The organism is Acinetobacter sp. 1125_18A (assembly GCF_052824985.1).
On sequence record NZ_VTDG01000008.1, the window covers coordinates 154,813 to 180,110 of the forward strand.

26 protein-coding genes are annotated in these 25,298 nt (G+C 37.3%); 10 read left to right on the forward strand and 16 right to left on the reverse strand.

From position 1 onward, the window contains the following. Window positions 1-157: 157 nt before the first annotated feature. The 4 genes from FY049_RS15165 to FY049_RS15180 all read right to left on the reverse strand — a co-directional run bounded on the left by FY049_RS15165 (window position 158) and on the right by FY049_RS15180 (window position 3,564). Window positions 158-1,192: a DUF6670 family protein gene (locus FY049_RS15165; RefSeq protein WP_446083956.1), complete on the reverse strand. Its 1,035-nt coding sequence runs from the start codon at window positions 1,190-1,192 to the stop codon at window positions 158-160. 33 nt (window positions 1,193-1,225) lie between these two features. Continuing rightward, window positions 1,226-1,849, reverse strand: a complete 624-nt coding sequence (locus FY049_RS15170) for a sterol desaturase family protein (RefSeq protein WP_262781914.1) — start codon at window positions 1,847-1,849, stop codon at window positions 1,226-1,228. 114 nt (window positions 1,850-1,963) lie between these two features. Beyond that, on the reverse strand, window positions 1,964-2,962 hold the full coding sequence (locus FY049_RS15175; RefSeq protein WP_446083957.1) for an AraC family transcriptional regulator: 999 nt from the start codon (window positions 2,960-2,962) through the stop codon (window positions 1,964-1,966). A 209-nt stretch (window positions 2,963-3,171) separates the two neighbouring features. Next, a complete protein-coding gene (locus FY049_RS15180; protein WP_446083958.1) occupies window positions 3,172-3,564 on the reverse strand; it encodes a helix-turn-helix domain-containing protein in 393 nt (130 codons plus the stop codon). Window positions 3,565-3,630: 66 nt separating this feature from the next. Between FY049_RS15180 and FY049_RS15185 the strand changes: the two genes are divergently transcribed. After that, complete coding sequence (locus tag FY049_RS15185) at window positions 3,631-4,863, forward strand: MFS transporter (RefSeq protein ID WP_446083959.1); 1,233 nt, start codon at window positions 3,631-3,633, stop codon at window positions 4,861-4,863. A 73-nt stretch (window positions 4,864-4,936) separates the two neighbouring features. Here the strand turns inward: FY049_RS15185 and FY049_RS15190 are convergent, their stop codons facing one another. Together FY049_RS15190 and FY049_RS15195 are read right to left on the reverse strand one after the other, a co-directional pair. Further along, window positions 4,937-5,491, reverse strand: a complete 555-nt coding sequence (locus FY049_RS15190; protein ID WP_151957429.1) for a lipocalin family protein — start codon at window positions 5,489-5,491, stop codon at window positions 4,937-4,939. A gap of 78 nt (window positions 5,492-5,569) precedes the next feature. Next, complete coding sequence (locus FY049_RS15195) at window positions 5,570-5,779, reverse strand: hypothetical protein (protein WP_056512760.1); 210 nt, start codon at window positions 5,777-5,779, stop codon at window positions 5,570-5,572. 212 nt (window positions 5,780-5,991) lie between these two features. Between FY049_RS15195 and FY049_RS15200 the strand changes: the two genes are divergently transcribed. Then, entirely contained in the window at window positions 5,992-6,147 is a 156-nt protein-coding gene (locus FY049_RS15200; protein ID WP_446083960.1) for a hypothetical protein, read from the forward strand. Window positions 6,148-6,242: 95 nt separating this feature from the next. On the opposite strand, the gene FY049_RS15205 is transcribed toward FY049_RS15200, so the two are convergent. The 4 genes from FY049_RS15205 to FY049_RS15220 all read right to left on the reverse strand — a co-directional run bounded on the left by FY049_RS15205 (window position 6,243) and on the right by FY049_RS15220 (window position 8,904). Then, a complete protein-coding gene (locus FY049_RS15205) occupies window positions 6,243-6,770 on the reverse strand; it encodes a ClbS/DfsB family four-helix bundle protein (RefSeq protein WP_333666586.1) in 528 nt (175 codons plus the stop codon). A 200-nt stretch (window positions 6,771-6,970) separates the two neighbouring features. Then, the gene (locus FY049_RS15210; protein ID WP_333666584.1) at window positions 6,971-7,240 is read right to left on the reverse strand and encodes a putative hemolysin; all 270 of its coding nucleotides are present in this window, start codon (window positions 7,238-7,240) and stop codon (window positions 6,971-6,973) included. A 313-nt stretch (window positions 7,241-7,553) separates the two neighbouring features. Beyond that, the gene (locus FY049_RS15215) at window positions 7,554-8,270 is read right to left on the reverse strand and encodes a glutamine amidotransferase (protein WP_056512768.1); all 717 of its coding nucleotides are present in this window, start codon (window positions 8,268-8,270) and stop codon (window positions 7,554-7,556) included. Between the two features lie 67 nt (window positions 8,271-8,337). Beyond that, window positions 8,338-8,904 (reverse strand): TetR/AcrR family transcriptional regulator, encoded by a 567-nt coding sequence (locus FY049_RS15220; RefSeq protein WP_151957426.1) that lies wholly within the window; start codon window positions 8,902-8,904, stop codon window positions 8,338-8,340. A 95-nt stretch (window positions 8,905-8,999) separates the two neighbouring features. On the opposite strand from FY049_RS15220, the gene FY049_RS15225 reads away from it, so the two are divergent. Together FY049_RS15225 and FY049_RS15230 are read left to right on the forward strand one after the other, a co-directional pair. Next, window positions 9,000-9,746, forward strand: coding sequence for an SDR family oxidoreductase (locus FY049_RS15225; protein WP_327857319.1), 747 nt, complete (start codon window positions 9,000-9,002; stop codon window positions 9,744-9,746). Between the two features lie 155 nt (window positions 9,747-9,901). After that, on the forward strand, window positions 9,902-10,495 hold the full coding sequence (locus FY049_RS15230) for a 2-hydroxychromene-2-carboxylate isomerase (RefSeq protein WP_335955519.1): 594 nt from the start codon (window positions 9,902-9,904) through the stop codon (window positions 10,493-10,495). Window positions 10,496-10,656: 161 nt separating this feature from the next. Here the strand turns inward: FY049_RS15230 and FY049_RS15235 are convergent, their stop codons facing one another. Next, window positions 10,657-11,574, reverse strand: coding sequence for an AEC family transporter (locus FY049_RS15235; RefSeq protein WP_105713696.1), 918 nt, complete (start codon window positions 11,572-11,574; stop codon window positions 10,657-10,659). 147 nt (window positions 11,575-11,721) lie between these two features. On the opposite strand from FY049_RS15235, the gene FY049_RS15240 reads away from it, so the two are divergent. From FY049_RS15240 to FY049_RS15250, 3 genes are all read left to right on the forward strand, one after another. Then, window positions 11,722-12,594, forward strand: coding sequence for a LysR family transcriptional regulator (locus tag FY049_RS15240; RefSeq protein ID WP_151957424.1), 873 nt, complete (start codon window positions 11,722-11,724; stop codon window positions 12,592-12,594). 52 nt (window positions 12,595-12,646) lie between these two features. After that, on the forward strand, window positions 12,647-13,066 hold the full coding sequence (locus FY049_RS15245) for a hypothetical protein (RefSeq protein ID WP_262781922.1): 420 nt from the start codon (window positions 12,647-12,649) through the stop codon (window positions 13,064-13,066). Between the two features lie 89 nt (window positions 13,067-13,155). Beyond that, window positions 13,156-13,494 carry an immunity protein Imm33 domain-containing protein gene (locus tag FY049_RS15250; RefSeq protein WP_446083961.1) on the forward strand — a complete coding sequence of 113 codons (339 nt, stop codon included), beginning with the start codon at window positions 13,156-13,158 and terminating at the stop codon, window positions 13,492-13,494. A 128-nt stretch (window positions 13,495-13,622) separates the two neighbouring features. On the opposite strand, the gene exaC is transcribed toward FY049_RS15250, so the two are convergent. Beyond that, the gene (gene exaC / locus FY049_RS15255; protein ID WP_446083962.1) at window positions 13,623-15,134 is read right to left on the reverse strand and encodes an acetaldehyde dehydrogenase ExaC; all 1,512 of its coding nucleotides are present in this window, start codon (window positions 15,132-15,134) and stop codon (window positions 13,623-13,625) included. 359 nt (window positions 15,135-15,493) lie between these two features. On the opposite strand from exaC, the gene FY049_RS15260 reads away from it, so the two are divergent. Next, the gene (locus FY049_RS15260; RefSeq protein ID WP_004719519.1) at window positions 15,494-16,675 is read left to right on the forward strand and encodes a hypothetical protein; all 1,182 of its coding nucleotides are present in this window, start codon (window positions 15,494-15,496) and stop codon (window positions 16,673-16,675) included. Window positions 16,676-16,732: 57 nt separating this feature from the next. On the opposite strand, the gene FY049_RS15265 is transcribed toward FY049_RS15260, so the two are convergent. The 3 genes from FY049_RS15265 to mdh all read right to left on the reverse strand — a co-directional run bounded on the left by FY049_RS15265 (window position 16,733) and on the right by mdh (window position 19,955). Next, window positions 16,733-17,695, reverse strand: coding sequence for an alpha/beta hydrolase (locus FY049_RS15265; protein ID WP_446083963.1), 963 nt, complete (start codon window positions 17,693-17,695; stop codon window positions 16,733-16,735). A gap of 41 nt (window positions 17,696-17,736) precedes the next feature. Continuing rightward, on the reverse strand, window positions 17,737-18,579 hold the full coding sequence (locus FY049_RS15270) for an SDR family oxidoreductase (protein ID WP_056512785.1): 843 nt from the start codon (window positions 18,577-18,579) through the stop codon (window positions 17,737-17,739). 203 nt (window positions 18,580-18,782) lie between these two features. Beyond that, window positions 18,783-19,955 carry an iron-dependent methanol dehydrogenase gene (gene mdh, locus FY049_RS15275; protein ID WP_105713693.1) on the reverse strand — a complete coding sequence of 391 codons (1,173 nt, stop codon included), beginning with the start codon at window positions 19,953-19,955 and terminating at the stop codon, window positions 18,783-18,785. A 674-nt stretch (window positions 19,956-20,629) separates the two neighbouring features. Between mdh and FY049_RS15280 the strand changes: the two genes are divergently transcribed. Continuing rightward, the gene (locus FY049_RS15280; protein WP_056512793.1) at window positions 20,630-21,748 is read left to right on the forward strand and encodes an OmpW/AlkL family protein; all 1,119 of its coding nucleotides are present in this window, start codon (window positions 20,630-20,632) and stop codon (window positions 21,746-21,748) included. 179 nt (window positions 21,749-21,927) lie between these two features. Here the strand turns inward: FY049_RS15280 and FY049_RS15285 are convergent, their stop codons facing one another. Next, window positions 21,928-23,466 carry an acetyl-CoA C-acetyltransferase gene (locus FY049_RS15285; RefSeq protein ID WP_004719531.1) on the reverse strand — a complete coding sequence of 513 codons (1,539 nt, stop codon included), beginning with the start codon at window positions 23,464-23,466 and terminating at the stop codon, window positions 21,928-21,930. Between the two features lie 311 nt (window positions 23,467-23,777). On the opposite strand from FY049_RS15285, the gene FY049_RS15290 reads away from it, so the two are divergent. After that, window positions 23,778-25,169: a 3-oxoacyl-ACP reductase gene (locus FY049_RS15290; RefSeq protein WP_105713690.1), complete on the forward strand. Its 1,392-nt coding sequence runs from the start codon at window positions 23,778-23,780 to the stop codon at window positions 25,167-25,169. The last annotated feature ends 129 nt before the right edge of the window (window positions 25,170-25,298 follow it).

The window sequence follows — 25,298 nt, forward strand, 5'->3', positions numbered from 1 at the left end:
CCCTCCAAAGTAAATGTAGAAAAACCTGAATACCGTATTATCGTTGCCTTGATATATTTCAAAACTACATTGGTGAATATCGAGCAATGGTAAAGTGGATGAGGTCTATATCTGTTTTAACTAGGCTTTTTATCACCTAGTTAAAAGTTCAATCGATCTAATCAGTACGGATATCTAAATATTCAATATAACCGGCACCATCAATTGTACGACCCTTGAATGTACCTTTGTATTGATAGCTCCCTGCATAGCCTCCCGCCATGCCATATTGAAAATCAGCATTTGTTAGACCATCAATATGTAATAACGGATTTCCATTATCATCATTCACGCGCCATGAGAAGGTACGAGGTAAACGCATTGATAAACCATTCGGTGTCATTACACGTTGAGCTTCAAATGCATGGACATTAAAATTAAATCCATTTGAGTGAATACTGCCATGATCATCTGTAGAACGAATATATACTCGACGTTGCAATACCAGATTTAATGGACCAAGAACTTCTACAAGTAAGACTTGAGTTTTCTCATCGATATTTAAAATATGATAAGTAAAATAATTGATATATAAGTTTACATCTACTGCACGAGCATATTCATAAGTACAAAGACCCTGAACCTTGGTTTTTTTACCTTGATATTCAAGAAATCTTTCATATGTACATAATAATGCCCAGTGATCATATAAACCCAATGAAATTTGTGCAAAATGGGCAATTTTATCAGTCGCACGAATCTTTACATCAAAATTGAAATCATGACCTTCACGATGCGCATGAAAATTTGGATATTCGCCTTCGAGTAACACGTCACGACCAAAGCTTAAAGATGAACCATTGCTTTCCAATACACAGTCATTTTCTACACTATAGCCATTAAAGTATTCTTTTGTACCTACTGCAGTACCGATTAATACATTTGCAGTATCAAGCGCAGTAGTTTGGATCAAATGTTGATTCCGAAAAATTTTTACACGAGGTTGGCCAACCACAATTAATAGATTCAAAAAATTAAATGGTGCTTCAAGATTTGGAATCATAACCCCATAATGAACGCAAGAATACTTTCCTTTTGGTGTATGCGTTGACGTATTCACATCAAAAGGTCTTCCGTTGATTGTCTCTGAACGATCGATAAAATGATGTAAAAACTTTGGCGCAGCAATGTGTTTGGGCAATAATCGTTTCATCTAAATGATCCTTAATACTTTATTTGTTAAAATTTACAGTTCTAATGAGATGCCTTGACGAGCACTTCTTATATCCAATGCACTCTTAGAGGTAATTTTAAGATATGATTTTGCAAATATTTTCTGTGATGTCTTGTTTAGGATTATTTCAAAATTTTTAGGTAGTTTTATTCCTAAGGGATTGCTTTCTTTAATCGAAAGCTCAGTAAAAACACGTGTACCCATAATATAATCAAACCACGGACGTGTAACACACCAATTGGCATTTTGATTACTTGCCATATGATGATCATAGTGCCAAGGGATTCGTTTACGTGCATATTCAGGGTCTAGATGAGATTTTGCATGTACTCGCCAATAATTCCAAATCCCATAATATAAGCCAGCAGTAAAAAATGGTGCAATGGGTAAAAATACAGTTGAAACCGCGGCTAAACCTAACAATGCGGTTTTTTCATTATAAATTTCTGCATTTTTAAACATAGATTCACGATATCCTTCATCATGAAACACATCTGTTCGGGCACGTTTATGATGTGCTATATGTGTGAAGAAAGGGCTATTACGGTGTTTACTTGGAAACTCATGCAACCATACCTTATGTGCATACCATTCAAATCCATTCGCAACTAAAAGGCCAATTGGAAAACCTAACATCTCTGATCCTTTTCAATTAAGAAATAAGCATCAGTGTAGAAAAGAACAGCTCATTTTTTTTGACCGAAAAGCTAACTCGTTAAATGTCATTAGAATCAAGTTATAGCTAAAAACTTATTTTTGCTTACGCTGGCGATAATGGGATGGCGTTTCATTTGTCCAACGTTTAAAGGCACGTGAAAAGGCGGAAGGCTCAGAAAAACCAAGTAAATATACAACTTGATCTATGCTTATATTGGGATTCATCAACAGCTTTTTGGCCATTTTTTCACGATAAGTTGCCAAAACTTTTTCAAAAGTCGTATTAACTTCTTTAAGATCTGCACGAAGTTTTCGGGGCTGTAGCCCTAAATGTTGGGCAATTAGTTTTAAATCTAATTGCCCTGATTCTAATAAACCAGAGCTGAGTAAGTTTTCTATATCATTAATCAAATAATATTTATCGACAACTTTCACCTGCTGTTTAGCTACATGCTCATGTATTTTTAATAGCATTGGTTCAGCCGATGCTGAAGCTAAACTCAATATTTCTGCATCAAAAATTATACAGCCGTACTGCATACCTAAACGAGTCGGGCATTTCCAGATACGTTGATATTCATCTAAACTCGCGCCTTCTTGGTAAGGCAACCATATTTCCTTGGGATGAAAATGATTGTTACTGATATAGTTTAAAAAATTAAGCATAACGCTTATGGCGCATTCTAGATAATGACGAACTGGGTGCTGAAGATTCGTGATCATTGCATTTTGATTTTCAATGTGTAAATGAGCCACAAAAGCATCGGTAAAAATTTTCTGATAACGCAATGCTCTTTGTAAGCCGTCCCCAAATGTAGGACTACTCATAAAAATGTATTCTAATATTTCGCCTCTAAAAATCGGGAAATGTTCACCTACATGAAGTCCGATATCCTGATCAGCACTGATTTGTTCAGCTATTTCCCAAAAGCGTTGTTGGGTCGAATTATCTCGCCGAATGGTTTTGTCAGGTGGTAGTTCAGATAATCTTATTTGTGAAAATATCCGATTTGCGTCCAAATTCATTTTATTAAGCGTGTGATATGTTAACCAGAGGAAAACACCAGAATCACTAGATTTGCTTTGATCCATAAATCAAAAATACCGATTTCAACAGATACAATTTATATTCGTAGATCAGGCTACAAACGTATAAAAGTCATCAAAATTTAAGCTTGTTTTATCATCTTAGAGAAAGCCATTTGACTGTTCAATGTCATTGCGTGCTAATTTTAATTATTGTTCTACAATCTAATTTAGCTATTCAGCAAATACGCCTAACAACCTTTTTAAAAAGTCTTTTATTTATGAGCTGCCTTCTCAACTAGTCGCTTAAAACTAGGACATTGTAAATGCGATGGTGCAGGGCAGTCACCTACGTGACGAAGTATGTCACGGAGTGCGATCAATTTATGAATTTGAAGATCAATCTCATCAGCTTTTTGGTGAATAACACTTGGGGAAAGATCAAGTGCGCCATGACTATCGAACATTGCTGCGATCTCTTTAAGCGAAAAGCCCGCCGACTTCCCCATTGAAATCAAAGTGAGTCGTAACAGAACTTCCGAAGAGAATTGTCTACGTAATCCATGACGAGAAATTGAGAAAATCAAACCGATTTCTTCGTAATAGCGTATTGCCGAAGGTTTAATTCCACTTTTTGCTGAAACTTCACCAATATCAAGAAATTTCATACTTGACCTCAAGTCAACTTGAATTAGTAGTATGTGATTAAACACCACTGCTGACAAGAGCGCAACATGACAGAGCAGACAGAATCATTAACATTGACAAACAAGACCCAAACTGGAATCACCATCACTTTGGGGGTATCCATCTTATTGGCATCGTTGGGAACAAGCATTGTCAATATCGCATTACCCACACTTGCTGAGGTATTTCTACTGCCATTTATTCAAGTACAGGCAGTTGTAATTGGATATCTTATCTCGTTGACGATCACGGTTGTGATTGCTGGACGCTTAGGTGATCGATATGGATGTAAGTCTATGCTGATCGTTGGACTGGTTATATTCAGTTTGGCTTCATTGCTATGTAGTGTTGCACCTAGCTTATGGATATTGGTTGCTGCACGATCATTTCAAGGAATAGGTGCAGCATTCTTAATGACACTTGCAATGGCACTTACACGTCAGACCGTCAGTAAATCACAGTTAGGAAGAGCAATGGGAATGCTTGGAACGATATCTGCTTTAGGTACAGCACTTGGACCTGTGTTGGGTGGGCTTCTGATTACCTTGAGCGGTTGGCAAAGCATTTTTGGATTACAGTTTATACTTGCGAGTATCGCGATTATTCTGGCTTGGGTGTTGTTGCCTAATGATTGCATTAGAAAACAAATTCCTACGTTAAGTTCATGGCAACCAGACCAGAACATAACGCCAAACCTGCTGATTAACTTGATGGTTGCCGCTGTTATGATGACCACGCTCGTCATTGGACCTTTTTATCTGAGCCTAGGTCTAAGCTTGAATCAAATGCAAGTGGGTTTGATTATGGGAATTGGACCAGTGGTTGCTATCTTAAGTGGGATTCCATCGGGTCGACTTGTCGATCGTTGGGGCAGTCGCTATATCGTCGCTATAGGGTTGATTTTTCTGATTATCGGTAGCTTTATGCTCGCTATCGTACCGAAATTGATGGGTCTAAGTGGCTATATTTTCCCTATCATTATTTTGACTTTAGGTTATCAACTGTTTCAGGCGGCCAACAATACTATGACTTTGGCGGATGTTCCCAAAGCTCGACAAGGGATGGTATCAGGACTTCTTAGCTTATCTCGTAATATGGGCTTAATTATCGGGGCTTCTGTGATGGGAGCTATTTTTTCATTCGGTGTCGGCACAATTCAGTTCAATCAGGCAACGGCTTTAGCAATCATTGATGGGATGCAATTTACCTTTTTGTGTGCTGGAGCATTGATGATTGTCGGCTTGCTCATCAGTTGTGTCTCATTTCGTAGACGATATTGATCAGAAGGGCTTGTAGTGCAATCGTATAAAATAAGCTAGATTCAACAAGCCCTTAAAAAGGGCTTGTTTGCATTTATTTTTGTTTGGTTTCAATTAAATCACTTAAATCATAGCCTAAGCTTTTAGCATAATTTAAATATTCTTCAGTCGTGGCTGGATCAAGCTGTTGAGATCGACTGAGTAACCATAAATATTTCTTATTGGGTGTCCCGACTAATGCAACTTGATAATTCTCATCCAGCTTTAAAATCCAATAATCACCACGGCCTACAGGCAACCAACGAAGTGCTTTTGGTAAAAAACTCACTTTTAATTTGGAGTTCGTAGGCGCGTTTTGTACAGATGCTTCGCCAATTGATTGTTGAAGCTTGCCATTTTTATCGTAACAACGATTATCCACTTTGATTGAGCCATTTTCATTTAAGGAATAATCAGCAGTAACGTTATAATCGCATTTCTTTTGAAAATACATTGGTTTGCGCGCAATTTCATGCCAAGTACCTAAGTAATTCTTTAGATCTACATTTTTAACGGTTTGAATCTTTTCATTTCCTGCATAAGCAAATGCCGCAACACTAAGTAATGCTATTCCACCGACGAGCGTTAATATTTTAAACTTGTTGTTCATGACATAGCCCTATATTTAAGTATTTAATATATATATATTCATTATGTCGCGCCTGATGCGGGGGTATTGTAATTTTGCTTACAAGTCATGTAGTTTTTTCATGTAAAAATCTCTTCTAAGCAGTCCAAGTTGTCTTTTTCTTGCGATAATTTCATCATGCTGGTAAGGCAGTATTTCAACCAATTGATCAACAGTTAAATGGTTGTTTTCAATGAGAAAGCAATCTTGATCTGTTGACCAAGCAGAGGATAACAATTGTTTTGTGTTTGGCTTATTTCTAGGGGGCATGGATTAAATTCTTTACACCTTAAATGGCTGACAATCAATAAAATTGCGAGTGATTGAATTTTCACTCTCAGCACTTTTAGTTAATTAGATTTGATCTGTTTATATCAAATCTTGATTTTGTTACTTAATCAAAATTTTAATACGTATTTTAGGAAAACTCAAATTTTAATTGTTATCGATAAATTGAGAATGTGATATAGGATAAAAATAGTTTGGTATTGATGAAAAAAGAAAAATCCATTGAAGTCATGCATGAGCAACTGGATGATGAAAATACCAGTAATGAGGTAAATAGAGCATTATTCTGTGGTGAATATGAGCGTGTCTATAAAACAGAATACCTGCCTACTTTAATGAAATTAGACTAATCCTTGGGACAAGAAAAACCCAAACAGTATTATTTGGACGAATTAAATAACACCATTACTCAATACTTAGATCTGAAAAAGATAACCTGTTAAGGCTATTTAGTTTGTTCAGTATTTATGTTGAGTTTCTTCCATTTTCTGATTTGAACTCTAAAATTGGTAAAAGGGGCGACAGTGTTGATATGAATCCATTTATACAGTGGCCAGTTGGCAGGTGTGGTTGCCCATTTACGTTGATTTATTTCAAATAGTTCTTCATCTGTTAGATTTTCAATCCAGTCTGTGACTTCTTTGACCCGTTTAGACAATAACTGAGTATTTTCTTTTAATGAATGCTGGGCATAGGTTTGATAAAAATTTTGATATAGACTTGCTAAGTTATTCCATTTATAGCCTTCTTTCGGCATTGAAACGGGGAAACCTGCAAGTTCTTTGCTTTCCCATTCTAATAATAAATTTACCCATCCCAATTGATAGGATAAATTTTGGGCAGGGGTTTTATCTACAGCTGCAACTTTATGATCTTTTAAGTCTTCGGATATTTCTTCAAATTCTGTTAAATATTGATTTAATGAATTATTGATTGCAACAATCAGTTCCTGTTTAGATTGATAGGTTTTCATCTATTCAATATTCCCAAAAAAATACAATACTGTTTATATTTAGTGCATGTTTAGATCTAATTTATTTTAACTATGAAAAGGGTGGAGCAACTCATTACCGTAGTGAATATACAGTAATGAGTCTAAAATTTATACCAATAGAGAATCAGTCATTCCAGAAGGCTTGTCTATTGTTTATATTCCGCAGCGATTATTCAAAATTATTTAGCAGCAGCTTGCTCATCGCCTTGTGCACTTCTAAACAACTTCCATTCATCAACGACTGTTCCATTTGGAAGCTTACAATATCCAGCTTCATTTCCTAAAGCATCTTTTTTAATCTGAGACTCTCCTCCCATTTTTTGACAATACACACTTGCAGGATTGGCCATGCCAAGCGGTTTAGCATTTTGATTATTTACTTCAGGGGTAGAGCAGGCAGAAAGAAGTGTTGTCATGAGCACAGAAGCGCCAATATATATTTTATTCATTGCAAACAAAGTCTTGGTTTTAAAGTATGCAGTATAAATAAATCAGCAAGCTTTAATGTATCTACTCTGTATAATCCTGTAGCTCAAAAATAATGATCAGGTACGACTTAGTATAAAATATTAAGTATGATTAAATAATATTGTGTGAGAATAAAGAATATCTTTTTAATGTAAACGGTATAGTCAGTTAAATATAGGCAATGCAGTATTGATATTATATTTCGAGTAAAGCCGTATTTATGGGTGAAGTGTAAATAAAGTATAAAAAGCACGAAACAGAAAAGTCTATTTCATGCTGATATAGATAAACAGATTATACATTCAAGTGTTTGATAAAATGCTCTAAAACCAGTGGTGATTTTAATTCCAGATTTGGCGCATATTTTTCATTTTCAGCTCGTAAATGAGGAATATTTAAGCCAGCTTTGCGTAATTCACAAGTATGACCAATCAGCCACTTTTCCATATCGTCTGCCGCAACTTCGACATGGAATTGTAACGCCAAGATATTTTGCCCGACTCTAAACGCCTGATTTGTATAAATTGCTGAACTGGCAAGTAATTCAGCCTGTACAGGCAAGTCAAAGGTATCACCATGCCAATGTAAAACTTCAGTATTAACGAGTGGCAATAACGGATTATTTTGAGCCAGATTTAGCTTCAATTGACTCCAGCCAATTTCTTTTTGATGGCCTGCATAAACCTTTGCGCCCAAAGCATGTGCAATCAATTGTGCACCTAAGCAAATGCCAATTGTTGGTAAATTCTTGGCTAAACGTTGTTTAAGATAAGCGATTTCATCATTTAAAAAAGGATAATCTTCAGTTTCATAAACACCAATTGGGCCACCTAGAATGATAACTAGACCTTCAAATTCAAATGCTTGCTTTAAATCATCCATACCCGCTTCAAAATAACGTATGCGATAGCCCAAATCATAAAAAGTGTCTTCAAGAATACCTAAATCTTCAAATGCTAAATGTTGAATGGCATAGATTGTCTTCGGCAAAGCGTGTGTGGAGGAAGTCATGGTTTTATAATGATTTAACGAGAATATTGCTAATTTATACTAGATTGTATTGGGTTGAAAACTAAATTTATGCTGTGATTTGCAACATAGAATAAATACAGTGTTTGCTTGATTCCAAAATGGTCAATTTAACCGAATCATCAGAAACACTTCTTGCTATCAGTATAGCACCCACCAATTGACATAAGACGCCCCAAGCTTTTTCTTCACTCCCGAGGCGTTGAGTAAATAGGGCATGACCGCGTTGTAATTCTTGTTGATAGCGTTGTTTAATCTCCTCATCAGAACGTGCGACTTCTGTAGCGAGTGTTGGCAATACACAACCATAATCTGGATGTTCAACATGCGAGAGGGTTAAGTAACGATTGAGTTCAAATTCAATCCATAACTCAGCCTGCTCATGGGGATTGTTTTGCCACATCTGAATGCTATTTTTGAGTTCGTTTTCAACCAATGCTTTAAACAAATCCTGCTTGGAAGAAAAATGTGAATAGAATGCACCACTGGTCACACCAGCAGCTTTCATAAAGCCATCTACACCAGTTGCAGCAAAACCATCTTTTTTAGCAAGCTGTCCACTGATTTTTAATAGCTCTTTTCTTTTTTCTTCTTTATAGCCAGATTTGTATCGCATATTTTCCTCGATCAAATTTTTCCTTGACGCTCTAGTAAAACTATAACATAGTAATCGTTATAATAACGATCGTTATGCAAAAAGGGAAGCATGATATGCAAGATGAAATAACAACATCAAATCAGAAAGTTGCATTGATTATTGGAGCAGGTGATGCAACAGGTGGCGCAATTGCGAAACGTTTTGCCAAAGGGGGATATATTAGTTGTATGACCCGTCGCAATGCTGACAAGTTACAACCACTGATTGATGAGATTGAACAGGCAGGTGGAATAGCATATGGTTTTGCATCTGATGCTCGAAAAGAACAGCAAGTTATACAATTGATCGAAGAAATTGAAAGTAACATTGGCGAAATAGAGGTACTGGTTTTTAATATCGGTGCTAATGTTCCATGTAGCATCCTTGAAGAAACAGCGCGTAAATATTTTAAAATATGGGAAATGGCGTGTTTTTCTGCTTTTTTAACTGGTCGTGAAGTGGCGAAACGAATGGTAAGCCGACAACGCGGGACATTGATCTTTACTGGCGCGACTGCTGGTCTACGTGGTGCTGCTTATTTTTCAGCATTTGCAGGGGCAAAGCATGCACTTAGAGCTTTGGCACAGAGTATGGCGCGTGAACTTGGTCCACAGAATATTCATGTGGCTCATGTGGTAGTTGATGGTGCAATTGATACAGATTTTATTAAAAACAGTTTTCCTGATCTTTATGAGAAAAAAGACCAAGATGGTATTTTAAATCCTGAACATATTGCTGAAAATTATTGGCATCTTGCCCAGCAACCACGTGATGCATGGACGCATGAGCTAGATTTACGACCTTGGATGGAAAAATGGTAAGTCACTTTATATTAGTAAGTTGGTTTGTATGAGTAGGTTAATATAGCTAGATGACTTATCTCGATATAGCGAGATTAAGAAGTGATGATTTAAGTTTTTTCTAGAATCATTTTTACAGTAAAAATATGATCAGTACAGTTAAGGAATAACACTAAATGAAACAGGTAGAATTTTATTTTGATTTGGGTAGTCCATATAGTTATTTAGGCTTTTATCAGATTCAAAAAATTGCAAAACAAAATCAAGCACAAGTGATCTGTAAACCAATTTTGCTTGGCGGCATTTTTAAAGCCACAGGGAACAGTAGTCCAATGGCTGTGCCAGCAAAAGCCAGTTATTCGATGATCGATATGGGGCGTTGGTCAAAACTCTGGAATATTCCAATACAAATGAATCCCTATTTTCCTATTAATACTTTAAATCTGATGCGCGTGATTACAGCGGTTCAGCTTTATCAAGCTGAAAAATTCTTAACAGTGTTAAACGCTTTATTTGATGCAATGTTTGGGCATCCGCGTAATTTAAATGATATCAATGAACTTATTACCTTGCTTCAATCATTGGGTTTTAGTACAGAGCAGGTACAAACTTGGCTTTCAGATGAACAGGTTAAAGCCCAACTAAAAAATATGACAGAAGAAGCCATTGGGCGTGGTGTTTTTGGTGCACCGACATGGTTTATTGGCGATGAAATGTTTTGGGGCGTTGATCATCTTCACTTTGTTGAGATGGAATTGGCTAAATCTTGATAAATACGCTTTTAAACTCTGATTCTATTGTTTAGATGCTAGCAGGAGAGAATCGAGTTGTGTTGTACCTTGCCATACAGCACAGCTATTCTATACAAAGCAAAACTACATTGAATCAGCAAAATATTTGATGAACAAACACGAATCAAAAATATAATAGATTAAACATAATAATGCTGTAATAGTGCAAGGATCAGTGCCAAAGTGAATACGGATAGAAGTGTTTGCATGCTGATGCTTGCTGCCATTAATTGATGATCGCCGTTTAACAGTTTGGTTAAGATATATGCGGAAGATGCGGTTGGGATAGAAAAGAAAATCATGATAGCAATCACCGCGGCATGACTTAGCTCAAAAAACTGCAAACAGATAAAGGCAATAAGCGGGATCAGCAATAATCTGAGTAGGCTAATGAGCAAAGACTTTTTCAGATAAACTCTGAGCGTCGAAAACTGAATTGCTGTTCCTACACATAATAAGCCCAACATCAGGCTACTACTTGAAAAAGCATTTAACAGATTTGCAAAGCCAGACCAAATAGGGATGTTTAAAACATTAAATGTAATTCCCAATATACAAGAGCTGATCAGTGGATTTTTGATTAAAGACCAGAATATATTTTTAATGTTCAGTTGATCTTTATCAGTCAATGAAAGGATCGAAACAACATTAACCAAGGGAATTGCTATAGCAAGGATATTTACCAAGATACTTTTGATTTCAGCATGATTGAGTGTCGTGGCAATCGAGAGTCCGAGATAGGTATTAAAACGAATCAAGCTTTGGACATATACACCGATCTGGGCAATAGGTGTGCGGTTTAACTTTGCAAACAGATAAACGCCAGCAATGATCATGGCCATAATTAAAAAAATGACCGTGAGAATGCTGTTGAGATGCCCCATATTCATATCTGCATTTGCAAGAGAGCTAAACAATAAGGCTGGAAATAAAATATAGTAATTGAGCTTTTCTGCGCCATTCCAGAATTTTTCATCAAGTATACGTGACTGGAACAGATAAAAACCTAAACCAATCAGGGCGATGGATGGAAAAAGGATAGTAATCATTTGTAGCATGCTGAACGCTCTATGCAGAAACTAATTCGACCAAGTCCCAGCCACTGATTTTTTCATCTGTAAGCTAAACCCAAGTAAACTTTAACCAAGAATATGACTTATGACTATTCATGGTAAAATGAGTCTTTACTCATGGATGGAGTGGCGATGACATTTACTCAACTGACTATTTTTGCCATGTTGGCTGAACAGAAAAGCTTTACTATTACAGCACAGCGTTTGCAAATTTCTCAATCTGCGATTTCTCATGCAATTAAAGGCTTAGAACAAGATTGGTCGGTCACATTGTTTTATCGCAATCATAATGAAGTTGAGTTAACTGAATCGGGTATACGGCTTTTAGTGCATGTGAAAGAAATTTTGAATATTTCCAATGTCCTAAAGCAAGAAATCTCCGATATACAAGGATTTCATTCTGGCACTTTAAGAATTGGATCTTTTGGTGCTTCATCTTCTAATGTACTGATTCCCTTAATTCTAGAAAAATTTAGTTTAAAATATCCAAATATTGAAGTGTTTATTAAAGAAGGAACGGACAAAGATATTACTCAATGGATTCATGATCGTACTATTGATGTTGGATTTGTGGTTTTACCTGAAGAACGCTTTGATACTTTTCCTGTGATTGAGGATATCTTTGTAGCACTTATTCCTAAGTCCTATACACGATCACAACAAAGTGCAGTTCGATTGGATGAATTGGTAGAACATCCTTTTTTAATGACCTCAGCAGGCAGTCAAAACCATGTGACAGAGATGTTTAGAAAAGCCAATTTGAGTCCAAAAATTAAATGTTATTTTTCTCAAATTTTGACCATTATTAATATGGTGAACAATGGTGCTGGTGTTTCAATTGTCGCAGATATGGCCTTGAATAAAGAGTTGATGACACTGTTTCCCAATGTTCAAAAATTACCTTTATCACCGAATATTAAGCGGTCTATTAGTCTGGCAGTGAAGAATAAAAAACAGATGAGTCCAATTACACAGGCATTTATTGATATTGCACAAATGGTTTAGCATTTTATCGTGAGCGTTTCGCAGAAGAATAAAAGATGAGTATAAGCACAGCATGAATGATTTGATTTATAAACTCATAGAACGTCCTAAAACAGCATTTATACTATGTGGCTGTGTTGCTAACCTATCGTTATGGGCAATCGGCCATATCAAAAGCTTTAGTATTTTATGGGTACTCGGCTTCTTCGTTTTTACCGCACTTTCTGCATTATCTTTGTCTGTATATTTGATGGAAATTGTTGAGAAAAAGCCAAGATACAAAATCTACTTTCAACTGTTGTTTTACACACTTTTGATCATTTTATATTTAGCATTGAATACTTACAAATCTGTTTTAGATCAGAAATTTTTTCCACGAAGTTTGGTGATGTCTGTGATTGTATTTTTCACAATGTTATTGATGATGAATTTAAGAGTCGTGGTTGGATATAGTTTCGAAAATATTAAAATGTTATGGAAAAGACCGAAATAATTTTACTGCTGATCACTATATCTGATTTAAACGTATTGGTTTATTCAACTAAACAGGCAATACTAAACAGTCAATAAAGGAATGTGTTGATGGATTTAGAAACATTACAACGGCAAATCTGCAAAAAATATGAGTCAAAATATATCGAATTTAATCCGTCGGATAGGGTTGCAATTGCATTACAGAGTCTAGGTCAACAACCGATTTATGCAGTTCGAGTTGCGCTACAAAAACAAGACAATGTTTCTTGGTTTATTCACTGTGGAGAATATTCTTCAGCTGATGATTTTTATCAACCGCTGCATGCCTCACATTTACAGCAATATTTACCTGAAATTTTACCTTATTTAGCGCTTGAGCACGGTTATCATGTCATTATTGATGAGTATGGCTATGAAGATGTTTGGTTGAATCCAACAAACGACTAAATTTAGCGAATCATCGCAATCTGTATAAAATAATGAATTGATTGTGATAGGAATTAAAAAGTATCGTCATCACGACCAAAAAAGCGAACCGAAGTTCGCTTTTTTAAAGTGTAAATCAACTATAGAACTTAGAAGAAGCCCATTGCTTTGGTTGAATAGCTTACCAGTAAGTTCTTGGTTTGTTGATAATGATCGAGCATCATCTTGTGGTTTTCACGGCCAATACCTGATTTCTTATAACCACCGAATGCAGCATGTGCAGGGTAGATATGGTAGCAGTTGGTCCATACACGACCAGCTTCAATCGCACGACCCGCACGATAAGAGGTATGCGCAGAACGCGACCATACACCAGCACCTAAGCCATACATCGTATCATTGGCAATTCGGATCGCATCGTCATAATCTTTAAATGTTGCGACAGAGAGCACTGGTCCAAAAATTTCTTCTTGGAAAATCTTCATACTGTTGTCGCCTTTGAAAATGGTAGGTTCAATATAGAAACCTTGACCGACTTCCTGACGATCACCACCGCCTGTAAGCAGTTGAGCACCTTCAGCACGACCTGTTGCAATACAACCCAAGATTTTGTCTTGTTGCTCTTGAGATGCCTGAGCACCAATCATGGTGTCAGTGTCTAGAGGATGTCCCGTTTTAATGCGTTTTACACGTTCAACTGCCATTTCTAGGAATTTATCTGCAATACTTTCTTGAACCAAGGCACGTGATGGGCAAGTACATACTTCACCTTGGTTTAAAGCGAACATGGCAAAGCCCTCAAGTGCTTTGTCTAAATAATCATCATCTTTATCCATGACATCTTCAAAGAAAATGTTTGGTGATTTACCACCAAGCTCAAGTGTCACAGGAATAATATTTTCAGTTGCATATTGCATGATCATTTGACCAACAGCAGTGGAACCCGTAAATGCAATTTTAGCAATGCGTGGATTGGTTGCCAGTGGGCGACCCACTTCAACGCCGTAACCATTGACAATATTTAAAACGCCTGGCGGTAAAATATCTTGAATGAGTTCAGCAACAACTAAAATACTTGATGGAGTTTGTTCAGCAGGTTTAAGCACAATACAGTTACCCGCTGCAAGTGCTGGTGCAAGTTTCCATGCCGCCATAAGAATAGGGAAGTTCCATGGAATGATCTGACCAACTACACCTAAAGGCTCATGGAAGTGGTAAGCAATGGTATCTTCATCAATTTCAGAAATACCACCTTCTTGTGCACGCAAACAACCTGCAAAATAACGGAAATGGTCAATTGCTAAAGGAATATCGGCTGCCAATGTTTCACGAATTGGCTTACCGTTTTCCCATGTTTCTGCAACTGCGAGTAATTCTAAATTTTCTTCTAAACGATCTGCAATTTTCAGCAGTACATTTGAACGTGTTGTTGGAGAAGCTTTGTTCCATGAAGCTTTGGCTTTATGTGCTGCATCTAATGCAAGTTCGATATCTTCCGCAGAAGAACGTGGAATTTTGGTAAAGGCTTTACCATCTACAGGAGAGACATTATCAAAATATTGCCCTTTAACCGGTGCTACCCATTTGCCATCAATAAAGTTTTCATATTGGGCTTTGAACTGTACTTTTGAACAAGGCTGATTTGGATCTACATAACGCATAAGAGTATCCCTTTACTTATATTCATGATCATTCATGATGTGTTTAATATGGCATGTATGAACAATGATTGTTTACATGATGGTTTGAGCATAGAGAGTCAAAGGTAGGGAAAAGGTTGGATGAAATCCAAGACATATTTGCGCTATGCTTTAATCTTTGGCAATATTTTCTTGTTTATTGGAAAATTGCTAAATATTGGAAAAAATTGGTTTTATTCTACAGCTTTGGTATGAGTTGTGTTGACTCAGGTTAAGCTCACTATGTTAATGTGGTAGAGTAATTTATAAGCAGGTCCGCTGGATAAAAACAACAGAGAAAGGATAGGATATTTTTTAACGAATTACAGAGGAAGTAGCGTATGTTAAGCCAACAAGAGTTATCAAATAAACGGAGTTTAATTGAGCAATTACGCCAAAGCAGTAGTTTGTCTTTAAAACATGCTGATCAACTCGGGCAGAGTATTGCAAGTTCATGGCAACGTTCCAATTCAGCTGCGATTCCCAAAGATCGTGATGCTGCACCCTTGATGAATGTAAAACAAGAAAGAAAAACACTGTTAGAAAAAGCAATCGAACATTGTCGTGATGAATTAACCCATATCGCAGAACAGTCGGCAATGGTTGCTGCAGTAGGGGATATTGGCAGTACCATTATCTGGTCAGCCGCAAGTGGGCAAATGCGCAATGCCGCAGAACGTGTTCATTTTATTGCTGGTGGGCAATGGCGAGAAGATTTGGTGGGAACCAATGCTTTGGCACTGTCATTAAAAACCCAACAATCCAGTTGTGTGTTTTCTAATGAACATTTTATGTCTTCGGTGCATGACTGGGTTTGTTATGCCTCTCCAATTATAGATCCATATTCCAAACAAGTTTTAGGAGTAATTGATCTGTCAACCACATGGAATCATCACAATAGTTTGGGATTATTGGCGGCTGAGCGCTGTGCCTCAATTATTCAATCGGCATTGCTAGAGTTTCAGCAACAACATTTATTTATCCGGGCTTTTGCTGTGCCACAAGTGTTGTTCAATGGCAAGATCGTGGTACTGACACCACGACAAATTGAAATTTTGACTATTCTTGCGTTGTGTCCACAAGGGATGAATCTGGAAAATTTACATCAAGCGCTGTATGGTGAACGAAAAGTGAGTGTCGGCACATTAAAAGCTGAAATGTCGCAATTGCGCGATATCTTGGGTGGCATGCTGGGTTCACGGCCTTATCGTTTATTGGCACATGTTGAAGCAGATTTCTTGCAAGCAGAGAATGCTTTAGATGCAGGCTATACCGAATCCGCTTTAAAATTATGCAAAGGTGTATTTTTAGCTAAAACCGAAAGTCCTTTTTTATCTGCATGGCGAGACTGCCTCGAATCACGCCTGAGTGAAGCGATTTTCAAAGCCAATGAAACAGATGCTTTATTAAAACATCTTGCACATTTTCCAGAAGCGATTGATGCCGTTGAACGTCTGATTGAACTTACACCAGTCGGGCATCCTGCTCATCAAATTCTAATGAAATATAAAGATGAACATTGATTTTGCAGGATACTTTTAACTGATCATTCACTTGTAAAGAAAAATGGATTTGAGCCTTTAAAGCTGTTTTTGGGCTAACCAGGAAAAAAGTTGATGATAAACTTCTTTTCTGACTTCTGGTGCCGATAAAACCAAGTCATGTAGTCCATTTTGAATGGTCATGACATTAACATCGCCATGTATTTTACCTGCATCCCTGATGATGTCTTTGACCTCTAAAATAACATCAGTGCTTTGAGCATCTCGGTTAAATTTCTTAGGATAGGTTGTTTTGTGAGAATGCATCACCAAGGTTGGTACATTGATCTGTACGCCTGCATGAATTTCTTTTTGCGCTTCAAAAATTGCATGCACAAAGCTTAAATAAACTTTGGGGTAAGTTGGTTTTTTCCACTCTAAGCTGAAATCCCATTCGCCTTGCAAATCTTTATGCAGACTGGTGACATACCATTTATTTAATTCACTTGGAAACTTTAAATTAGGTAAGCGTTTACCCAGTGCGCTGAGTTTGGGTAGGGCTAATTTTTTCTTCCAAGCAGGCATATTAAAGTCATAAAAAGGACTATTGCACCATAAGGCTTGAATAAGGGGATGTTGTGGATAATGTGCTGCATATAATGTTGCGATCAATCCACCTGTAGAATGTCCTGCCAGTAACACCTCAGTGTGGCCTTCCTGACCAATAATCTTTAATGCTTGCGTGATTTCTTCATCATATTCATTCAAATTTAAAACATAATAATATTTTTGATGTGGTAAGTAAGAACGACCATATTTTCTTAAATCAAGTGCATAAAAATCATAATCATGTTGATTAAATTGTTCAGCCATTTCTGTTTGAAAGAAATAATCGATAAAACCATGGATATAGAGCACCGCTTTCTTGGTCGCTTGAGCTGCTTGTTTGCGTACCAAAGTCGCAATGACTTTACCATCATAGTCATCTGCTAAGTTTAAGGTTAGTTTTTCATAACCTGTACCAAGGATATCAGGTTGATATTCAGTAGATTGAGTGGTCATAGCGTATTCCTGAATTTTATAGAAAAATGAAATCCGAAAAATTACAGATAGTCTTTTACCAGAGCATAGGATTCATCATATAGTTTTTGTGCCAACTGTATATCTTTGGCTTTGCCTGATTTAAACGCAGGGGTTTGTAAACTAACATAATCACCATTGCGCTTTTCCCATGACGGATCAAAAGCAATTTTTTTAATTAATTCGGCAGGTTTAGATGGTGGAATAAGACCAAGTTTAATTATTGCATATTGCCATTTGGGTAATTCACGATAAATCTCAGAATCTACGCCACCTGGATGTAATGCATTGCTGGTGACATGACTTCCATGTAGTTGTTTGGCGAGGATATTACTAAACAGCAGATTGGCTAATTTACTATTGCCATAGCTCAAAACACCATTGTATTTTTTCACTTGATCCGCGTTAAAGTTTTCAGGTTGGATACGACCTAAAAGATGCATCATTGAAGCCAAATGAATTACACGACCTTGTTGGGCTTTTTGAACCAATGGAAGAAGTTTCAATGTCCAAAGAAAAGGCCCAAGATAATTTACCCCAAACTGTTTTTCAAAACCATCAGCTGTGGCCTCAAGATCAGGTGTCATCATGCCAGCATTGTTGACTAATACATCAATTTTTTCATATTTGGCAATAATTTCATTGGCTGCTTGGTTAATTTGTTCAAGACTATTTAAATCAAGGCGAATCACGTCTACTTGACCTGTACCGAATGATTCTAAGTGCTGTTGTGCTGTTTTTGCTTTCTCTGGATTACGACAAGCAATGATCACATGGTGACCATCCTTAATAAAAGTTTCTGCAGTTGCAAGCCCGATTCCAGTGTTTGCACCCGTGATGATGATGGTTTTACTTGTTGTTGTCATTGCTGAAATAATCCGCTGATGTTTTAAGCATCATAGTCATAGATTGTGACTTTATCAATATATCTGACAATAATGATTGTCATTTTTTGATAAGCGTATAAAAAAGGAATACTACCAAAGTAATATTCCTGAGTATCAAGCATACTTCATTGTATTTGGCCTAAAACAGTTGTCAGGCTGAGTAGAACGAAAGGGGATCGTTTTTACATTGCTGATTCAAAGATTTTAATGACTTGAGCATCAGTTGCTTTACGTGGATTGGTCAACATACAGGCATCTTTTTGCGCATTTGAGGTCATCACTGCATGATCTTCCGCTTTGACACCCAGTTCAGCTAAGCCAGAAGGGATACCAATAGATGATGATAACTCACGAATTGCATCAATCGCAGCAAAGGCAGCCTCAGTAACGGTTAAACCCTCAGTATTGACACCCATTAATTGGGCAATTTTTGCATAACGGTCAGGACAAGCAATTAAGTTAAACTCACACACATGCGGTAATAGAATTGCATTACATACGCCGTGTGGAAGGTTATAGAAGCCACCTAATTGATGAGCCATTGCATGTACATAACCTAAAGACGCATTGTTAAATGCCATACCTGCTAAATATTGTGCATATGCCATTGCATCACGTGCTTCAAGATTTTCGCCATTGGCAACAGCAGGGCTTAACCATTCGCTAATCATCGAAATGGCTTTTTCTGCACATGCATCGGTAATTGGGTTTGCAGCAGTTGAAACATAAGCTTCTACAGCATGAGTTAAAGCATCCATACCCGTTGCAGCAGTTAAAGCAGCAGGTTTTGCAATCATGAGTTTAGGATCATCAATTGCAACAAGCGGTGTACAACGCCAGTCAACAATCGCCATTTTTACATGGGTATCTGTATTGGTGATAATACAGAAACGAGTCATTTCAGAAGCAGTTCCCGCTGTCGTATTGATTGCGACAAGCGGTGTCATTGGGACTTTACTTTGATCAATCCCTTCATAATCACGAATATGACCGCCACCTGCGGTAACTAAGCCGATTCCTTTTGCACAGTCATGAGAAGATCCACCACCTAATGACACAATAAAGTCACAGCCATTATTGTTATATTCGTTTACGCCATTGTGTACATTAATATCTGTCGGGTTTGGTTCTGCACCAGGAAAAACATGACTGTCTACACCAGCTTCTTTGAGATAGTCAACAATAATGTCTGCAACACCAAATTTGAATAGGCCAGCATCAGTGACGATGAGGGCTTTTTTTGCCCCTAAATTTTGTGCTTTAGCACCGACTTCTTTGGCACAACCTGGACCAAAAAGTGAGACGCAAGGGATGTAAAAACCGTTTGTTTGATCTGCTATATTTTTAAAAGCCATGGTGCGATTCCTTCTACCATTGTTATTTCATCATTCCAGAAAGGTGATGATCACCTTGAGGTTGAGTATCAGTTTTGAGGGCTGGATTGAATACCTACTAAACACCTACCAAATTTTAATAATGAAAACTTTAAATTAAGTGTTTGATATTTTTATTTAAAATAAAGTGATGAAGTTTTTCTTTATAATTTTTAAGGTGAAAAGCATACTTGAACGCAAGTTTTGATTAAAAACTACAAAAACAGATTTTATTTGGTATTTTTTGCTTTGACAGATCATTTTATTTTTAAAAAGTGAATCGTTGAGTTAAATTTTGGGGATAAATTTTAAAATCCATCAAAATAGACTAAATTATCAATTTATGAGAATGTGTGTTAATAATTAAAAAGTGAAAATTATGTGAAAAATTTGATATTTCTATACTAGGTCAGCAGGGGCTTAAATAGACTTTTTAAATATACCTGTACTGTTAATTTATGCTAAATGATAAAAATAACATAATGATATATATCATTAATAAGTATTATAAAAAATTTAAAAATAAAAGTACCAATATTTTTTACGGATGAGTGTAAATGCTATTGATCAGAATTTTATACATAAATATTGTTTTTTATATATGTTTTTTAAACAGGTTGCCACGGTTCGGTAATCTCATATTTTAAGGATAAAAAATGAAAAAAATATTAACGTTAAAAAATATTGCTATAGCAACTTCATTATTCGCGATTACCAGCACGAGTTTTGCGGGGGAGTATAAACGCTTTTCAGTATCTGCAGGTTGGTTACATGTCATGCCTCAAGGAAAAGCCAATCCCTTTAATATTAATACCAGTGTTAAAAATGGTACCAATGCAACAGTCGGAAGTATCTCTACAACCAGTTTTTTAAACTCAGTTGATCCTAATGCGATGGGAGAAGACTTAGGCGGAGTGCCATTTAATCAGAAAGAGGTGTTAACTGAATTTCTCAATGATGCCTTTATGCAAACCTTATTGACTGATGGTAAGGGTAATATTTTGCCGGAGGTCGCAGGAACCGCAAATATTCATGGCTTGGAAAATTGGCAAGCAAAGGGTACAGGGCTTGAAGTCGATGATGTGGATACACTTGGCTTGATGTTAAATTATTACATCAACGACAATGTTTCTTTGCAACTCATTGGTGGGATTCCTCCAAAAGTGGATATTAAAGGTAAAGGGGAAATCTTGGCACCTCTCACAGGATTAGCCACCTCGCCAAGTGACCTAGTCGGAATTTTATTTCCAGATGGCATTGATTTAAACCAAGCAATTCCAATCACCAATTTAGGCAACAAATCTAAAGCAGCATCAGTGCGTGCATGGACACCAGCGCTTGAAGCGCAATATCAATTTGGTCAATCTGGTGTCAACAAATTACGTCCATATATCGGGGTAGGAGTGATGTACTCTCATTTCACGGATATCAAGTTGAACTCACAAATCAAAAGTGATCTGGTTGCAGCGGGACATATGATCCAAAATGTTTTAGATGGAAAAGCAGGGGCTGCGTTGGATGGTAAACCTTCTAGTGCAAATCCTTATGTTAGAGTTAAAACGACAGATGCAATTGCACCTATTGTAAGTCTGGGTGCAACCTATGATATTAATGAAAACTGGTTTGGTGTGGCTTCCGTTTCTTATGCCAAGCTCAACAATCAGGCTAAGATAGATGTCGTTGATGCGAATACTGGTAAGCGACTGATTAATTCAACGACAAAAGTTGATATAGATCCTTTGATTACTTATGTTGGTGTGGGGTATCGCTTCTAAAATCAACACTATTTTCCCTAAGAATAGTGAAGATTTTAAATGGTTAGCTTCGGCTAACCATTTTTTGTATTGAGTAGAGTAGTCTATGTAAAAGCTTTTTAGCGACATGTAGATTGACGAGCAATAAAAAAGCATCCATGAAGGATGCTTTTTTGAAAGTGCTGTACAAATCAGAGAACTTATTTCTCTACGATTGCAGTTACACCTTGACCACCAGCAGCACAAATCGAAATGAGTACACGACCTGAACCTTTTTGGTTAATCAATTTTGCAGCAGTTGCCAAAATACGACCACCTGTTGCTGCAAATGGATGACCAGCAGCTAAAGAAGAACCTTTAACATTGAGTTTGCTACGGTCAATTGAACCCAATGGTGCATCTAGACCTAAGCGTTCTTTACAGAACTTAGGATCTTCCCATGCTTTTAAGGTCGAAAGAACTTGTGATGCAAAAGCTTCATGAATTTCATAGTAGTCGAAGTCTTGAAGCTTAATACCCGCACGAGCCAACATACGCGGAACAGCATAAGCAGGCGCCATCAATAAACCTTCTTTCTTATTGACAAAATCTACAGCAGCAGTTTCAGTGAATGTTAAGTACGCGAGTACTTCATGACCATTTGCTTTCGCCCATTCTTCAGAGGCTAAAAGTACAACTGAAGCGCCGTCTGTAAGTGGAGTAGAGTTACCTGCAGTCATTGTTGCAGTATCACCTTTACCAAATGCAGGTTTAAGCTTAGCCAATTTTTCAACTGAAGAATCAGGACGTAAGTTATTGTCTTTATCTAGACCCATAAATGGCGTGATCAAATCATCGAAGAAACCTTCTTCATATGCTTTGGCCATTTTTTGATGTGAAGATGCAGCAAGTTCATCTTGAGCTTCGCGAGGAATACCCCATTCTAAAGCAGTAATCGCTTGGTGATCACCCATAGATAAACCTGTACGAGGTTCACCATTTTTTGGCGCATCCATCAAGTCTTTAACATTGATTTTAGCTAAGGCTTTTAAACGGTCTTTACCTGTTTTTGCAATGTTTAATTCAAGCAATGCTTTACGTAAGCCGTCACCAAACGCGATTGGCGCATCAGAGGTAGTATCTACACCACCAGCAATACCCACTTCAATTTGGCCTAATGCAATTTTGTTTGCAACAAGGAAAGCTGCTTGTAAGCCAGTACCACATGCTTGTTGAATATCATAAGCAGGGGTTTCAGGGGCAAGTTGAGTATTTAAAACACATTCACGTGTCATGTTGAAATCACGGCTATGTTTTAGAACTGCACCAGCAACAACTTCACCTAAACGTTGACCTTGAAGGTTAAAACGTTCAATTAAACCGTTCAAAGACGCAGTAAGCATGTCAATGTTTGACGCTCGGAAATAAGGGCCATTTGAACGTGCAAAAGGAATACGGTTACCGCCAATAATTGCTACGCGACGTACAGTGTTTTGACTCATAATTTTATCCTGCTGACCAGAAGTTTGAGTTTTAGAAGATGAAGCTGTTGTAACTTTTTTTGCCGTCGATGCCGTTGCTTTGCTACGTGAAGCAGCTGCTGGTGCACGAGTCGGTTTTTTAGTCGTGTTGGCTGCATTGGCATTTGTAGAATTTGTGTTGCTACTTTTACTCGTACGAGTACGAGCTTTTGATGTATTTGACACAGTTTCTTGTACAGTGCTTTCAGCGTTTGAATTTTCTTGAGTTGTTTTGCTCATAAGGCTTTTCCAAGCATGTTCGCAATATTCTTAGTGCTTACATTAACATAATTGGCTATGACTCGAATTGACTATAATGACATTTGCATATTCTTTCAGGTCAAGTCATCATTTTGGCTACTCAAGTATGATTTAACTGAAACTTATGGGTCATAGAGATGATAGCGTTGTTGACGATTCCTCTAAGCCTTGCGCGAAGAACAACGCAAGCCATTTAAGAAAGCGCAACACAGCTAAATATCTGAGATTATACTGCAGTTAAAAGATAGCTTAAGCCCCATACAAAATTAATTTGATGAGAGATAAGAAACATGTCTGACCAATACCAAGCATTTGCTAAATCTCCAATTGGTAAATTTGTCATAAAAAATTTAGGTTTACCATCACCAATCCAGCTAGACCGCTTTGAGTCAGCCACTCCTGTCGTTAAAGGTGCTGTATTATTCGGTGCGGCTCCAAAGAGTCATTTTACTGGTGAAGTTGCGCAGGTTCTTAGTAATATTCATGCCAACACTTATGCAGGGAATAACGCAGAGTTACAACAAGCTGCGGCAAAATCTGGTTTGAATGTTGGTGCTTTTAATGAAGGCGATAAAGAATCAAAATTTAAAGCAGTGATATTTGATGCATCAGGGATTCAAAATTCAGAACAATTACATGAACTACACAAGTTTTTTAATCCTGTTGCTCGTCAAATTGCAACATCAGGTCGTGTAATTATTATTGGTTTAACACCTGAAACTGCACCAACGATTAAGCAGGCGATTGCACAACGTGCATTAGAAGGGTTTGTTAAATCGGTTGGTAAAGAGTTTAAGAAAGGAATTGCTGCTGATCTTATTCTGGTTGATGCAGATGCTGCACAAAACTTGGAATCAAGTTTACGTTTTGCAATTTCTCCACGTTCAGCATACGTATCGGGTCAAGTGATTCGCGTATCTAAAGGTGATGTAGTTGATATCGATTGGGCAAAACCGCTTGCAGGCAAAACTGCGCTTGTTACAGGTGCAAGCCGTGGTATTGGTGAAGCGATTGCACATGTATTGGCACGTGATGGCGCACATGTAATTTGTTTAGATGTTCCACCACAACAAGCAGACCTTGACCGTGTTGCAAGTGAAATCGGTGGTTCTACGCTCGCAATTGATATCACGGCTGCTGATGCTGGTGAAAAAATCAAAGCTGCGGCAGCTCAACAAGGTGGTTTAGATATCATCGTACATAATGCGGGTATTACACGTGACAAAACTTTGGCAAATATGAAGCCAGAGATGTGGGATCTAGTGATTAATATCAACTTGTCTGCTGCTGAACGTATTAACGATTATTTATTGTCAAATGATGGTTTAAATGCAAATGGTCGTATCGTTTGCGTATCTTCAATTTCAGGTATTGCTGGTAACTTAGGTCAAACCAACTATGCTGCATCAAAAGCAGGTGTCATTGGTTTGGTGAAATTTACTGCGCCTGTGTTAAAAAATGGTATTACCATTAATGCTGTAGCGCCGGGTTTCATTGAAACTCAAATGACAGCGGCAATTCCATTTGCAATCCGTGAAGCGGGTCGTCGTATGAACTCAATGAGTCAAGGTGGTTTACCTGTTGATGTTGCTGAAACAATTGCTTTATTTGCATCTTCAGCATCTACAGGATTAAATGGTAATGTTGTGCGTGTTTGTGGTCAAAGCTTATTGGGTGCATAATCACACATAAGTGAAGTCCTGTTTCGTTTAGGGGATTATGGCGAAGAGATTATTTGTGTATTTAAATAACACTCTCGCTGGCTTTCTCTTGAACGAAATCAGGATGTTTAAGCTGTATCATCCGTTAAT